Consider the following 13,793-nt stretch of genomic DNA (forward strand, 5'->3'; position numbering starts at 1 on the left):
ACGTTTAAGAGCGTTGTGCTCCTGCCTGCAATGCTTGAGCGGAGTATTCGTGAATATACGAGGTCAGCTCACGCAGCTTCTCCAGGGAAGCCTCCGGGAATAAACCGTGTCCTAGATTAAACACAAAGCCCGGCTCCTGAATCCCCTGATCGATAATTTCTTTGGCATACTGCTGAATGACCGGCATCGGCCCGGTCAGAACCGTCGGATCCAAATTGCCCTGAACGGCATATTTATGCTCCAAACGGCGGCGTCCTTCCGTAATGGACACTCGCCAGTCGAGACCGATGACATCCGTGCTGAGATCCGTAAGCGTAGGCAGCAGCTCTCCTGAGCTTACCCCCGGGAAATAGATCTTCGGAACGCTTAGGTCCTGAAGCTCGGCAAAGATACGCTGAATGGTTGGAAGGACAAACGTTTGGAAATCCTTTGGAGACAAAGCTCCAACCCAGCTGTCGAACAATTGAAACGCTTTCCCGCCGTTTGCCACGTGGGCGCGCAAATAAGCGATCACCATGTCGCCGAGCTTGTCCATCAGCGAAAACCATACCTTCGGCTCGCTGTACATAAGCTCTTTCGTGCGAAGATAATTTTTGGAAGGTCTGCCTTCGATGAGATAACTGGCAATCGTGAACGGAGCACCGGCAAACGTAATGAGCGGAACGTCGAGCTCCTTGTCCAGAATGCGGATCGTCTCCAATACATGGCCGAGATCACCTTCCACGTCGATCGGGCGAAGCTTCTCTACATCCGCTGCCGATCGGATCGGATTGTCGATTACGGGACCGATATTTTTCACAATATCGAAGTCTACCCCGATCGAGGCAACGGGATTCATGATATCGGAATATAAAATAGCCGCGTCCACGCCGAGCTTCCGTACCGGCATCAGGGTCACTTCTGCCGCCAGCTCGGGTTGACTGCATATTTCCAGCAGGGAGTACTTTTCTTTAATCTTTCGATACTCCGGGTCGTAGCGTCCCGCTTGTCGCATGTACCATACAGGAACGTGGTCCACTTCCTGCTTGCGGCAAGCGCGGATGAATTGATCGTTATAGGTCATGATTAGGCCCCCATCAATGTGTATAAAGTTTCCTAAAGAACATTATGCCCTTTTTAAAAGTAAGTAACAACCGTCTTACATGGACATCCTATGAAAATCGCATGACAATCTTATGACATTGTTAGCATTTGGCACTTTTTAAATATGTTATACTGGAAGAACGGCTTTTTTAGGGTAATTCCACATACGTCCGGTTCGCGCCGGACTCGACAGCTTAGAAAGGAAGTGAAAGGCACATTGACCAATTGGAAAATCAATCTCATTGTGCTTTGGTTCGGGCAGTTCTTGGTCAACTCCGGGATGACCATGATCACCCCGTTCCTGACATTGTATTTGGCGCAGGACCTGAATGTCGTAGGAGACCGGGAGATAGGCGTATGGGCCGGATTGATCTTTGCGGCCAACTTCCTGACCTCGTTTATTTTTCAGCCGATCTGGGGAAAAGTCGCCGATAAGTACGGACGCAAAATCATGCTGCTGCGCTCCGGCTTCGGCATGGCGCTTGTCATCGCATGCATGGGCTTTGCCACCCATCCGTGGCATCTGCTGGCTCTTCGGCTGCTGAACGGTACCATATCGGGATTTAACCCTGCGGCGATATCGCTCGTATCGGGCACGACGCCCAAGAATCGGATGGGGTTTGCGATGGGCATCATGCAATCCGGACAAGTCGCCGGCACCATACTCGGTCCGTTGATCGGCGGACTCATGGCCAGCTGGGTCGGCTTCCGGCCGATTTTCTATATTACAGGCGGGTTAATCTTTACGGCCTCGCTGCTCGCCTTGTTCCTCGTCAAGGAAAACTTCAACCGCGAGCGGGCGGCCAAGGCGCCGCAGCCATCGGTTATCGCCGGGCTCAAGGAGCTGAGCCACATTCCGCAGCTGCCGGCGTTATTCGCCGTCACGTTCCTGCTTCAATTCGCGATGATCAGCCCTATGGCGCTGCTCCCGCTGTATGTTCAGAAGCTTCATGGATCCGCGGTGGATATCGCGATATGGGCCGGATTCGTCGTGGCGGTCACGGGGCTGTCGAACATGATCGCCTCCCCGATTCTCGGCAAGCTCAGCGACAAGGTCGGCGCGCACCGCATACTGACGTACGCCTTGATCGGTACGGGACTTACGTTGATCCCGCAAGCCTTCGTGCAATCCGTGTGGCAGCTGATCATCGTGCGGTTCATGATGGGCGTGTTCATGGGCGGGCTGCTGCCAAGCGTCAACGCGCTGATTCGCTCCTACACGCCGGACGGCATGGAAAGCCGCTCCTTCGGCTTCAACACAAGCTCGCTTGCGCTTGGCAACATGCTGGGCGCGGTAATCGGCGGATTCTTATCCGGATTCATCGGAATCGAAGGATTGTTCATTACATCCGGCTGCCTGCTGATCATCAATATGTTATGGGTGAGACGGAAACTGTTCTCGCATAAGCCTTCGCCCAAATACCGTTGAGCCTGCCAGCAGAATAACAGCAACCGTCTTATCCAAAAAGGGGCTGTCCCGTGGTCTAACCGACCCGAGGACAGCCCCTTTGTGTTATCTGTTTCATCCCTTCACGCGCGCAAGGATCAGCCCGTCATAGGCGGGCAGCAGCGTGCTGATCAGCCTCTCGTCCGTCGCGATGATTTCATTAAAGCGGCGGACGGCCTGAACCGAAGGACCGTTCTTCTCCGAGTTCAGCGTCCGGCCCCGCAAAAAGCAATTGTCTCCGGCAATGAGGGCACCGGGATTGGCAAGCTCCATGGCATATTCCAAGTACAGAGGATAGTTCTCCTTATCCGCATCAATAAAGAAAAAATCGAATGTCCGCCCTTCCTGCTTCAACGCCTCCAGGCTATCCGCCGCCGGACCAATGCGGTACTCCACCTGATTCTTGAATCCGGCCTTCTCCAGATGACGTCCTGCGAGTGCCGCGTATTCTTCCTTCAGCTCTAAGGACGTGAGCTTGCCGTCGGCTGCAAGTCCGCGACACAGACAGATGCCGCTATAGCCGCCAAGGGCGCCGATTTCGAGAATATTCCTTGCGCCGGCAGCCTGTACCAGCATGGTCAGCAGCCGGCCGTATGCCGGTGCCACCGAAACCTCCGGCATCCCGTGCTCGCGGATGGCTTCTATTACAAGCTGAAGCTCTTCATCTTCAGGGTATAATTGGTTAACATAATCATCAGGGGTCGTAAGCAATGAAGCTGCCTCCTTTTTCTCATAACATGCCTTGACTCCGTTAAACCTAACGAGAACTATCATATGATAATTGTCTTAGTCAATGCAATCGCCTATACTATATAGATTGAACCGGCGGCGACTCTCGCCGTACACATGTTAAATGGAGTTGACATCGTTAATGCCTCGATTACAATTGATCGCGACGGCCCCGATGGGGCTGGAAGCCGTCGTTGCCCGCGAGTTGAAAGAGCTCGGGTATGCCGACATGGAAGTAGAGAATGGAAGAGTTACCTTTTCGGGTGACCTGATCGATATTTGCCGCTGCAATCTATGGCTCCGGACGTCGGACCGAATCCTCGTCAAGATGGGGGAATTTACGGCCCTGACCTTCGACGAGCTCTTTGAAGGAACCAAAGCGCTGCCGTGGGAGGAATGGATTCCGGCGGATGGCGAATTCCCCGTGGAAGGACGTTCCCATAAATCGCAGCTTAGCAGCGTTCCCGCCTGTCAGGGCATCGTTAAAAAAGCAATCGTGGAGAAGCTGAAGCTCTCGCACCGCACGGAATGGTTCCCCGAGGACGGTCCCCGTTATGTAGTCGAGATATCTCTCTTGAAGGATCGAGCCATCCTGACGCTGGATACGACAGGGCCAGCCCTGCATAAACGAGGTTACCGCAAGCTGGTGACGGAAGCTCCGCTGAAAGAAACGATGGCTTCCGCCCTGCTGCAGTTAAGCCGCTGGGGCCCGCATCGCCCGCTGTATGACCCGTGCTGCGGTTCGGGCACGATCCTGATTGAAGCCGCCATGATGGCCTGGAACATTGCGCCTGGCCTGCGCCGGTCGTTCCCGTCCGAGCACTGGGATATCATCGGAGACAGCCTGTGGGAGGATGCGCGCGAGGAGGCGTTTGATGCGGTGAAGGACGATATTCCGCTCCATATCGCAGGAAGCGATATCGACCCGAAAGCCATCGAAGTAGCCAAAGCCGCTGCCAAAAGCGCGGGCCTTGCCGGCGAAATCGACTTTAAGGTCCTTCCAGCGGCCAAAGCCATCCCTGATGGCGAATTCGGCTGTATTATCACTAATCCGCCTTACGGCGAACGGTTAAGCGAGAAAGAGGAAGTTGAACGTTTGATCCGCCAATTCGGCTCCGTCATGCATTCGCTTCCGACCTGGTCCTTCTTCGCGATCAGCCCGACCAAGCAATTCGAGCATTACTTCGGCCGCAAGGCGGACAAGCGCCGCAAGCTGTTCAACGGCCGGATCGAGTGCCAGTATTATCAATATCTGGGGCCCTTGCCACCGCGTAACAAATCGGTGGAATAACGTCATGACGCCGCTTGAACCGCCGCCTTCGGGCGGCTTTTTTGTCTGCATCGCCGTTTGAATTCATGCCGGGCCAAGCTATAATTAGAAAAGCGCCTATCGACATTCATACTTAGAAGCCAGACAACGATTCGAGAATGTTTTAGTTTTTATATAAAGGAGGATACCCTTGTGCTCTCATCGCCGTCATGGATCGATATCCGCAGCCGGGTCTCCAAAGGACTGCATTACCGGTACACCGCCTATCTGTTATTCCTTATCCTCATGATGTACAAGCTGATCATGCTGGATCATCAGCTTCATATTGCCAACATGAAGCTGGACCGGGCCGACTATGTGATCGCCGTCGGCTCGCTCCTGCTGATCTCCTTCTGGACCTTATGGCTCCCGGCAAGAGGCCGGCTTGCTTCATTAACCCTACTGAATCTGGTATGGACGGGGATCCTGTACGCCGATTTAATCTATTACCGGTACTTCGATGATTTCATAACGGTGCCGGTGCTCATGCAGGCCGGGCAAGTCGGCTCGCTCGGAGACAGCATCCGTTCCCTTATACACGGCGCCGACCTGTTCTTTTTTATCGATTGGGTTGTCATCGTCCCGTTTACGGCCGTGATGGTGTTCCGCAAACGAACATCGACCTCCGAAACGTACGGGTTCCCGGGTGAATTTCAGCGGCATCGGCGGAAACGGGTGTTTGGCCGGTTGGCAGCTGGTACGCTCGTCTTCATCCTTGGCATGGTGATGACTTTCGTTCCCATCAAGAAAGCGTCCGATACTTGGGCTGTCGGCCTCTTTGAAGGCAATTGGTGGAATATTACGCTATATAACGTGACGGGACTGATCGGTTTTCACGGATATGATCTGTACCGTTACGGCCGGGATCATCTCATCGGCCAGCCGAAGCTGGCAGATGAAGAGGTCAACCAGGTCAAGGCATGGTTTGATGCCAAGCATGGTAAAGCATCCGGAACCGGGGCTTTGTTCGGCAAGTATAAAGGCAGCAACGTCATCATGATCCAGACGGAGGCCTTCATGAATTTTGTCATTGGCCAGTCGATTGGGGGGCAGGAAATTACCCCCAACTTCAACCTTTTGATGAAGGACAGCATGTATTTCAGCAATTTCTACCATCAAACTGGGCAAGGACGAACGTCCGATGCGGACTTTGTCACGCACAGCTCCCTGCTTCCCCTGCCCACGGGTTCCGTGTTTACGCGATATGCCGACCGCGAGTACGATACTCTTCCGGAGATTCTGAAGGAGCAGGGTTATGCAGCAAACGTGTTCCATGCCTATGACAGCAGCTTCTGGAACCGGACGACGATGTATCGGGAAATGAACTATGACCGTTTTTACAGCAAGAAGGATTATGAAATGAACGATGTGCTCGGATGGTCGCTGAGCGACAAAGCATTCTTCGCGCAATCGCTGGATCGTATGAAAGGCATCGAGCAGCCCTTCTATTCCTTCCTGATTACGTTAACGAGCCATCATCCGTATTATGTCCCGAAGGATGCCCGCAAGCTGGATACTGGAGAGTTTGAAGGCACGATGTTCGGGGATTATCTGCAGTCGATCCATTATGTGGACGAAGCCTTCGGCCAGTTCGAGGAGCAGATGAAGCAGCAAGGGCTGTGGGATAATACCATACTGCTCATCTATGGCGATCACGATAATTCGATCAAGGAAATATCGGACTATGAGAAGTTTCTTGGACGGGATCTGAACGCACTCGACATGGAACAGATCATGAACCAGGTCCCCCTGCTCATTCGCCTGCCTGACGGCGGGAATGCCGGAGTATATCCCGAGGCCGCCGGCATGATGAACGTGACGCCGAGCATCCTTCATCTTCTCGGCGTATCGGAAGCGCCGTATTACTGGATCGGGGGCCATCTGTTTGATGATAAGCCGCGTCTGATTCCGCTGCGCAGCGGCGCTTTTTCCGAAGAGAAGGTGTTCTACCTGCCTTCTGAAACGGCCGGGCTGGAAGGTGGAACCTGTTATGATCTGACAAAGCGTCAGCCAACCGATATCCAGGCCTGCCGTGACGGGTACGACGAAACCCGGAAGCAGCTGCAAATCTCGGACCAAGTCATCACGTACGATCTGTTGAAGTTATTTAAAGCACAGGGCAAGGGTGAAATGGAGTAACAGAACAGCTTCGATTTAGGTTCAACCCAAGACCCAGGCGCCCCGCTTAACCAAAAAAACAGGTTGATCATGATGATCAGCCTGTTTTTTAATGCGATTTCCGATAAGACCATGTCCCCTTACAAGAAGACCCTTATTCTTGCCGCCTGCTTCTTCCACCCTGCCCAATAGAACACTGACTCGAGTCGGTTTCCCATCTTGGCAAACGCTTCACCACATATCACCTGAGCTTCTTCTAGGATGGCCGCCCCAGCTTCATATAAGTTGGCCAAAAAGCCCGTTCAAAGCTTGAAAGCTCTGGAACGGGCTTGCACAGGATGATTTACTTTTTAGCCGAACGAAGCTTGGACAGGCGTTCCTTCTCTTCACCTAACAACTCTTCCGCCAATTCCACGGCGTTTCGGTTCCCCTGCTCGATCACCTGAGCGACCGCTTGCTCTGTATGGGATAACGAATTCTCCGCTTGCTGAATTAACTGTTCCGTCGGATGAGACATGGCCGAGGATACGGCACGGTGCAGTTTCTCCACGGAATCTAACGCGCTGTTACTTGGACTGTTGGAGTGAAGACTGGAATCGTGACTGTTCATGACGGATGCTCCCTTCTAAAGTCGTTGTTCCTGTTGCCCTCTTAGCATGGATGGCTGAGCCAGGAACTATACCCGTAGAAATGGGAAATCCATGAATCTTCGATTGGGGGCCCAAACAGCCCGTTGGTTACTTCACAAACGGCAGCGCCTTTGCCAGCACCTCATCCTCTGTAGGTGCGCTGACATACCGGCCGTTGATATAAATGAATGCGCGTTTGCCGCAAGGACCGCAATAGGATTTGCAGCCGATCTTAATGTCGGCATCCGGCACCATTTTCTGAATCTTCGGGATGATTGTCTTCAATTTCGTATGCCTGCATTTCTCGCAGACGCGAATATCATTAGCCATTATTCATTACCTTCTTTGTTCTGAAGTATCCTAGTGGTCGCCGTGATTCCCTTGGGATGGATTCGTAATGACAAAGCCTTCCTCGGGAAAATAAAGATAGTCGATTTTGACGCCGTCCAGAAAAGGTTGTCCAGCCTCCAAAATGACGTCGATCTCTTTATCCGTCGATACGACGACATCGCTTTCCTTAGGTGTGTCCAGATCCAGTCCATAGTGGGCATGATCGCCATGCGCATGGGTAACCAGCACGCGAAGTTTCTTGTCCTTGTTTTCTTCCTTGTCCAGCTCTCGCTTTATCACTTTGGCCGCATTGCGGGTAATTTTACATTTCACGTATATTCATCTCCTCACGGATGTTTCATTCAATATGTTATTGTAGACCCCTGCCGACTTTTTCGCAAGGGTTCTGTCCGTATTGCTGCTGACTGAAGGCCGCTTACCTTGCGCGCTTGACCGTGCCTTGGTTCTCATCGAGCAAACCCGGATATTTCCGTTCGACGCGGGATACGAACCAGTTCATCAGCAGCATCGTGACTCCGATATCATCGATCGGCAGGAAAGGCATGAAATCCGGCAGTACCCAGTACAGCGCAACCGGAACCAGGAATAACAGCTTGTCCCCTAAAGCAACCCGGGAAGAGGCCAAGTACCCGAATATCCGCTGGAATACGTGCGACCAGCGCCGAAGCGACCATAATCTTCTCCACTTCATGGTGCATACCTCCATTCCAATTGCATGAATATATATTACCCAATTTCTGAAGCTCTAAGAAATCCCGGCCATTCCTATGCGGCCCGCAATCAATCAGAGGGCGAAAAGAGGCCACTGCCTTGATCCATGACAAGCAGCGGCCGATTCTTCTATCTTTGTATACGTTTAGGAATGCTTCTCGTTTCATTATCAGGTTATTCCAAAGACATGAACGCCGATAGGATCGATCCCACCTCGACGCACAGGTCCTCGAAATCCTCGAGCGGCAGCGGATTAATCCCATAACCGATCTCCACCGTAAAGCCCGGTCTCCTGAAATGCTGAATGAACCAATCCTTGTAGCCCGCATCGCTCCCCTGAAGCTTCACCGGCCTGTAACCGCCCGCCTGACCCATTATTCTGGCCATGTTCTCGCTTTCCGGAGGTTCGTAGTCCCTGTAATTCCAATAAATTTCCCTGCCTTGGCTGTGAAGGGAAACGGCTCGTTCCGGAGAGATCGACAGGGTATGCTGATAGACGGTCTCGGCTTCCGGCTCGCTCAGCGGCTTAGCCCCCGCATAATCCTGCGGAGAAGGACGCGTTTTGCCCCTGCGAGCAACTTCCTCGTTCCAATGCGCCGGGAATTGGTCCCCCAAATCCACGCCGTTGATATTCGCCTTCCAGCGGCGAAAGTCCTCACGACCGCCATTCCATTCCAGCAGACGTTCATAATAGGGATGAGAAGGCGTGATTCCTTCTTGTACGAGTTCTACTCCGTCCGGGTTTGCCATCGGGACAACCCACAGCGTATAGTCCTGGTACCAGGCCGTCGGTTCCTGATGATAAACCGTTGAATCTTGGACCAACGCCCTGCCGTACTCCTCCATGAATCGCATCAGACAAGGAGTGGTGATCCATTCATTGGCATGCAGCGCCGCATTCATGTGAAGGTTCTTCGGGCCTTTGCCGATTTTGGCCGCATATATGGGTTTGCCGAGCACGCTCCGTCCGATGACGCTCCACTCGATGGCAGGGTAAAGCAGCTGCATCTCTTGGATATCGCGCTCCAGATCCCCCGGCCCATATTCGCCGGTTAACCGTATCAAATGCTTATGCGTTGGGCCCGGCAGAACGATCGTTTTTCCCTGGGGCAGCTGATTAGCCGATAAACCGGGATTCAATTCTTCCAAGGCTTCCTTGCGAAACCGGAACGCACTGGCAATACGATCAAACGTATCATGCTCCTGAATGACATACCGCCGGCGCAGCGATGAAGGAAGATAGAGCATTTGTCCCTGCTGGAGATACGGCTGCTGCGCGGCCCATGGATTTGCCGTAATCAGCTGTTCATACGCCAGACCATGTCTGGCAGCCACGCGTCTTAGTGTATCGCCTTTCTGTACGACATATTGCTGCATAATGGATTCCTTTCCGCGGCTAAGCCGCTTCAATTAGTGTCCAATCCATGTATATGAGCAGCCGCTTGTCCGACATGAGTGATGCAGCCGATCGAAACGGCGCCAAGCCCCTTCCTATCGTATGAAGGCGATCGTGAAACAAAAGAAAGGCAGGAAAGGGCCCCATCCCTTGTCCTGCCTGCCTCGCATTCTCGTATTCGCAATCATTCTAATAAGCTTTAAAGTATGAACCGTGAATTATAGCTTCGTAATCTGCCATACCACCGGCGTCCGCTTGATATGCTCACCAAGCCATTCGGTTGCAATGCTCTGAAAAATTTCCGGATCTCCTGTACAGAAAAATTGATGCACCGGCCCTTCCATGCTGCTCGCGAGCTGGCCTTTATCGTACAGAATCGTGCTGACTTCGCGTGCCGTTTCATCGGCGGAGCTGATCAGCTTCACATTCGGCCCCATGACGGTTTGAATCGTATTCATGAGAAACGGATAGTGGGTACAACCCAGGATCAGGCAATCAATGGAGGTATCCTTGATGCCTCGTAGCGATCGCTCCACCACCTGCAGGGAATCCTTGGACCGGAACAATCCGTGTTCGACGAGCGGTACCAATTCGGGGCAGGCTTGACTCTCTACCCCGATATATGGTGACAGCTGTTTCAGAGCCGCTGTATACGCTCCGCTGCCAATGGTTCCGACCGTACCGATCACGCCGACGTGTCCGGTCTTCGTAGCGCTTATGGCGGCTCGTGCCCCTGGATGAATGACACCGATGACCGGCACGGGCACTTTGGACGAAATATAATCAAGCGCCGCCGCCGTTGCCGTATTACAGGCGATAACGATCATTTTGGGATCATATTGAATTAAATAATCTACGATTTGCTCCGTAAATAAACGGACTTCTTCCGGTGTACGGGGTCCGTAGGGTGCGCGGGCTGTATCTCCGAAATAAATAATCTTCTCTCTCGGGAGCTGTCTCATCACTTCTTTGGCGACAGTCAGCCCGCCCACACCCGAGTCTAGTATTGCGATTGCTTGCTGCACGAACCCACCGCTTCCTTCTTGTCAAATTCATGGTTTACAGTGATACCATATGTCATTTCGGATCGAAATGTACCTTAAATCTTACCCCAATTCCCCCCTATCTTCAACAAGGGCGCCGTTGTGAAAAACCTTGGATACGATGTTCAAGCAATTGTAGGACTCTTGCTCCAGATGCGGAGCTTAGGTAGTTTATACTATAGTAAGCGCGCGTATAGAAAAGGAGAATCTCACGTGAATGACAGCATACATCGCACGGGCCTTTTTCAGGCTGCGGAGCAGTTTATCGGGCTCTGTTATGCAGAGTTAAACCGGACCGGGGAAGAAGTGCAGTCCCGGATCCGCGACATCCGCTCACAGATCGAGCGGACAGGTACATATGAACATACGCTAGAGGAACTGACGCACGGGGCCAAAATGGCCTGGCGAAACAGCAACCGCTGTATCGGGAGACTCTTTTGGGATCGCCTGAAGGTCATTGATGCCAGACACTTAACGGAGACCTCCGACATCTTTTCGGCGCTTCTCCACCATATCGAGAGTGCCACCAATGGCGGAAAGATCATACCTACGATTACCATTTTCAGAGCTGCGCGTCCCGGGGAAGCTCCCCTAATGATCAAAAACCATCAATTGATTCGGTATGCGGGTTACGAAACGCCGGACGGAACGATTGGCGACCCGGCTTCGATCGCCTTCACGAAGGAATGCATGGAGATGGGTTGGCAGGGTGACTTGACCGCCCATGATGTGCTGCCGCTGGTGGTGCAGCAGGGGAATGAGCCGCCCGAGTGGCTGCCGATACCGAAATCCTCCGTGCTGGAGGTCTGCCTGGAGCATCCTGATCTTCCGGAGCTTAAAGAGGAAGGGTTAAAATGGTACGGGGTGCCTCTCATCTCGGACATGCTGCTTGAGATCGGGGGCGTTACGTATACGGCCGCTCCGTTCAACGGATGGTATATGGGAACCGAAATCGGTGCCCGCAACCTCGCAGATGTGGCCCGTTACAACAAGCTTCCGCTCATCGCCAAGCTGATGGGACTGGAGACTTCAAGCGAAGCCACCTTGTGGAGGGATCGTGCACTGGTCGAACTCAATGTGGCCGTGCTTTATTCCTACAAAAAGGCGGGCGTCAGCATCGTGGACCATCACTCGGCTGCAGCCCAGTTCGGTCTGTTCGAACGGCGTGAAGCGGAGGCCGGGCGCGAGCTAACCGGAGATTGGAGCTGGCTGATTCCTCCCGTTTCGCCGGCCACCACGCATATTTTCCATGCCTCCTATCATAATGACATGCGTTCGCCGAATTTCCATTATAGGAACAAGGGACAATAATCCCGCCTGACCGTGCTCAACACTAAACGCAGCAAAGCCGGGGCGTTTGGCGCCGCCCCGGCTTTTCATGTATTTTGGCGTGATCTTATTCCCGTAATCGATGTGCTGAAGACTGATGATCCTGGTTTTAATCGTTGATCTTCTCTTCCGAAACAGAGGGCACATACGCCTCTTCTTCAAAATCCTCATCAAACGAGGACACCTGTGCGATTTCCTCTTCTGCCAGCCAGCTCTCCTGCCGGTTCCGCCAGGACTGAATGTCGGAGATGACATGCTCGGCACGATCCGTCATGATGCCGATCAGATTAACGCCCTGCTCGCCTACCTTCTCCGCTGCCTCCTGCACCTTGGCACCGATTCCGCGTGCGCCGTCAGCAATGTCATCCCGAAGCTCTTTGCCGGATTTCGGAGCCAGAAGAAGTGCGGTAACAGAACCTGCAACACTGCCGATCAATACTCCCCAGAGGAGTCCTTTGCTCTTCTCTTTCATATCCCATCTCTCCTTCTATTTGGCTTGCCCTTCGCCGGACTTGGAGGCATATTTGTTCCAGGAATGCCAGAGCGTCATCCCGGCATCCACCCAACGGAACATCTCCCCGATCTGCCGTTCATTATCGAGGCGAGCACGTTCCAGATGCTCAATGGCCGTTATGGAAGCTTTTTTCCCAACAGCATGAACCGCATCGGCCGTCTTGGCTACGGCTGTCGCTGCACTGGACATGGAAGCGGCAAAAGCTTCGCCGGCTGCCAGCTGACGCTGTATCATCTCCAAAGAGACGGAAGCCTGCTCAAGCACTTGCGAAGCCTCCTGTGCCAATCGGGCGCTGTCTTCTTCAAGCCGGCCCAGCATGGTCTCAGCCCGCCGCATCAGCTTTCTAATCGACAGCATCATGACCACCGCGGCAACCGCGATCAGCACGATGCCGGCGGCAGCGGCCAGCGCACTCCATTCTGTCATCGGGAACTCCTCCTTTCGTCCGACCGGGCGAATGCCTAGTCGCTTGATGCATTATAAGCAGGATGGGCTTGTCTTGACACAACATCGGCGATCTTTTTATTGCGGACAGAGAACAACGAATATCCCCGCACGCTCAAGGAACATGCCGGCAACGGTACGAATTCAACAAAAAACAGACCGTTCAGAGGACTTCCCTGAAGGTCTGTTCTTCCATGAGTCATATGGATGAGCGAGCCCATGCGGGCATGGGAGATATCATTCAAGCAAAGCTAAGCAGCCATCAGTACAGTTCGTTCTTTAAATATTCGCGAACGTTTCCCGCAAACTGCTCCAGCACATCGGGAAGTACGGGCGTTAAAGAATGCAACGCCTGCCGGTCCCAATCATAGTAATCCTGTACGAGCGGCTTACGTAAACGAACCAGCTCCATCAGAACCTTATGAACCTCTTGCGGAAACACCTTTTCCTCATGATTGATATCCATGATATCTTCGTAACTGCTGGCATCCCGCATAATAAATCCGTCGATCAGGTAGCTGCCCACATCGGTGACGACCTCGATCGCCAGATGAAGCGCACGCTCCTGAACCAGGCCCAGCACCAGGCCTCCGTCCCACGATTGCGCCGCGGCCCGCAAACCTTCCGCAATGTCCGGAATTGCGTTCAGCCGCCGTTCAATTTGCTCTTGATTCACATAATACACCGCAA

Annotated in this window: 15 protein-coding genes; 4 read left to right on the plus strand and 11 right to left on the minus strand. The window is 53.1% G+C overall.

Going from position 1 to position 13,793, the window contains the following annotated elements; genetic code table 11:
- Positions 1-4 precede the first annotated feature (4 nt).
- Positions 5-1,063: a uroporphyrinogen decarboxylase gene (gene hemE, locus AC3RCL_RS22875; RefSeq protein ID WP_015736711.1), complete on the minus strand. Its 1,059-nt coding sequence runs from the start codon at positions 1,061-1,063 to the stop codon at positions 5-7.
- A 237-nt stretch (positions 1,064-1,300) separates the two neighbouring features.
- Between hemE and AC3RCL_RS22880 the strand changes: the two genes are divergently transcribed.
- A complete protein-coding gene (locus AC3RCL_RS22880; RefSeq protein WP_041622038.1) occupies positions 1,301-2,512 on the plus strand; it encodes an MFS transporter in 1,212 nt (403 codons plus the stop codon).
- A gap of 93 nt (positions 2,513-2,605) precedes the next feature.
- Here AC3RCL_RS22880 and AC3RCL_RS22885 read toward each other — a convergent pair whose 3' ends face one another.
- Positions 2,606-3,241 (minus strand): O-methyltransferase, encoded by a 636-nt coding sequence (locus AC3RCL_RS22885; RefSeq protein ID WP_492532171.1) that lies wholly within the window; start codon positions 3,239-3,241, stop codon positions 2,606-2,608.
- 160 nt (positions 3,242-3,401) lie between these two features.
- Between AC3RCL_RS22885 and AC3RCL_RS22890 the strand changes: the two genes are divergently transcribed.
- Together AC3RCL_RS22890 and AC3RCL_RS22895 are read left to right on the plus strand one after the other, a co-directional pair.
- Positions 3,402-4,550, plus strand: coding sequence for a THUMP domain-containing class I SAM-dependent RNA methyltransferase (locus tag AC3RCL_RS22890; protein ID WP_492532173.1), 1,149 nt, complete (start codon positions 3,402-3,404; stop codon positions 4,548-4,550).
- Positions 4,551-4,721: 171 nt separating this feature from the next.
- A complete protein-coding gene (locus tag AC3RCL_RS22895; RefSeq protein ID WP_492532175.1) occupies positions 4,722-6,707 on the plus strand; it encodes an LTA synthase family protein in 1,986 nt (661 codons plus the stop codon).
- Between the two features lie 322 nt (positions 6,708-7,029).
- Here AC3RCL_RS22895 and AC3RCL_RS22900 read toward each other — a convergent pair whose 3' ends face one another.
- From AC3RCL_RS22900 to racE, 6 genes are all read right to left on the minus strand, one after another.
- Entirely contained in the window at positions 7,030-7,296 is a 267-nt protein-coding gene (locus tag AC3RCL_RS22900) for a hypothetical protein (RefSeq protein WP_009593780.1), read from the minus strand.
- Between the two features lie 127 nt (positions 7,297-7,423).
- Positions 7,424-7,645: a YuzB family protein gene (locus tag AC3RCL_RS22905; protein ID WP_015736716.1), complete on the minus strand. Its 222-nt coding sequence runs from the start codon at positions 7,643-7,645 to the stop codon at positions 7,424-7,426.
- Between the two features lie 30 nt (positions 7,646-7,675).
- The gene (locus AC3RCL_RS22910; protein WP_009593786.1) at positions 7,676-7,978 is read right to left on the minus strand and encodes a HesB/IscA family protein; all 303 of its coding nucleotides are present in this window, start codon (positions 7,976-7,978) and stop codon (positions 7,676-7,678) included.
- Positions 7,979-8,081: 103 nt separating this feature from the next.
- Complete coding sequence (locus AC3RCL_RS22915; protein WP_192571020.1) at positions 8,082-8,357, minus strand: hypothetical protein; 276 nt, start codon at positions 8,355-8,357, stop codon at positions 8,082-8,084.
- A 194-nt stretch (positions 8,358-8,551) separates the two neighbouring features.
- A complete protein-coding gene (locus tag AC3RCL_RS22920; RefSeq protein ID WP_492536447.1) occupies positions 8,552-9,754 on the minus strand; it encodes a M14 family zinc carboxypeptidase in 1,203 nt (400 codons plus the stop codon).
- A gap of 237 nt (positions 9,755-9,991) precedes the next feature.
- Positions 9,992-10,798 carry a glutamate racemase gene (gene racE / locus AC3RCL_RS22925; protein ID WP_009593789.1) on the minus strand — a complete coding sequence of 269 codons (807 nt, stop codon included), beginning with the start codon at positions 10,796-10,798 and terminating at the stop codon, positions 9,992-9,994.
- A gap of 231 nt (positions 10,799-11,029) precedes the next feature.
- Between racE and AC3RCL_RS22930 the strand changes: the two genes are divergently transcribed.
- Positions 11,030-12,127, plus strand: coding sequence for a nitric oxide synthase oxygenase (locus AC3RCL_RS22930; protein WP_492532179.1), 1,098 nt, complete (start codon positions 11,030-11,032; stop codon positions 12,125-12,127).
- Between the two features lie 127 nt (positions 12,128-12,254).
- Here AC3RCL_RS22930 and AC3RCL_RS22935 read toward each other — a convergent pair whose 3' ends face one another.
- The 3 genes from AC3RCL_RS22935 to AC3RCL_RS22945 form a co-directional block, all read right to left on the minus strand.
- Positions 12,255-12,617: a YtxH domain-containing protein gene (locus AC3RCL_RS22935; protein ID WP_036660184.1), complete on the minus strand. Its 363-nt coding sequence runs from the start codon at positions 12,615-12,617 to the stop codon at positions 12,255-12,257.
- 15 nt (positions 12,618-12,632) lie between these two features.
- Positions 12,633-13,085: a DUF948 domain-containing protein gene (locus AC3RCL_RS22940; protein ID WP_192571017.1), complete on the minus strand. Its 453-nt coding sequence runs from the start codon at positions 13,083-13,085 to the stop codon at positions 12,633-12,635.
- A gap of 280 nt (positions 13,086-13,365) precedes the next feature.
- A complete protein-coding gene (locus tag AC3RCL_RS22945; protein ID WP_009593787.1) occupies positions 13,366-13,788 on the minus strand; it encodes a DUF86 domain-containing protein in 423 nt (140 codons plus the stop codon).
- Positions 13,789-13,793: the final 5 nt, after the last annotated feature.

The sequence above is a fragment of the Paenibacillus sp. MT86 genome (assembly GCF_058792535.1).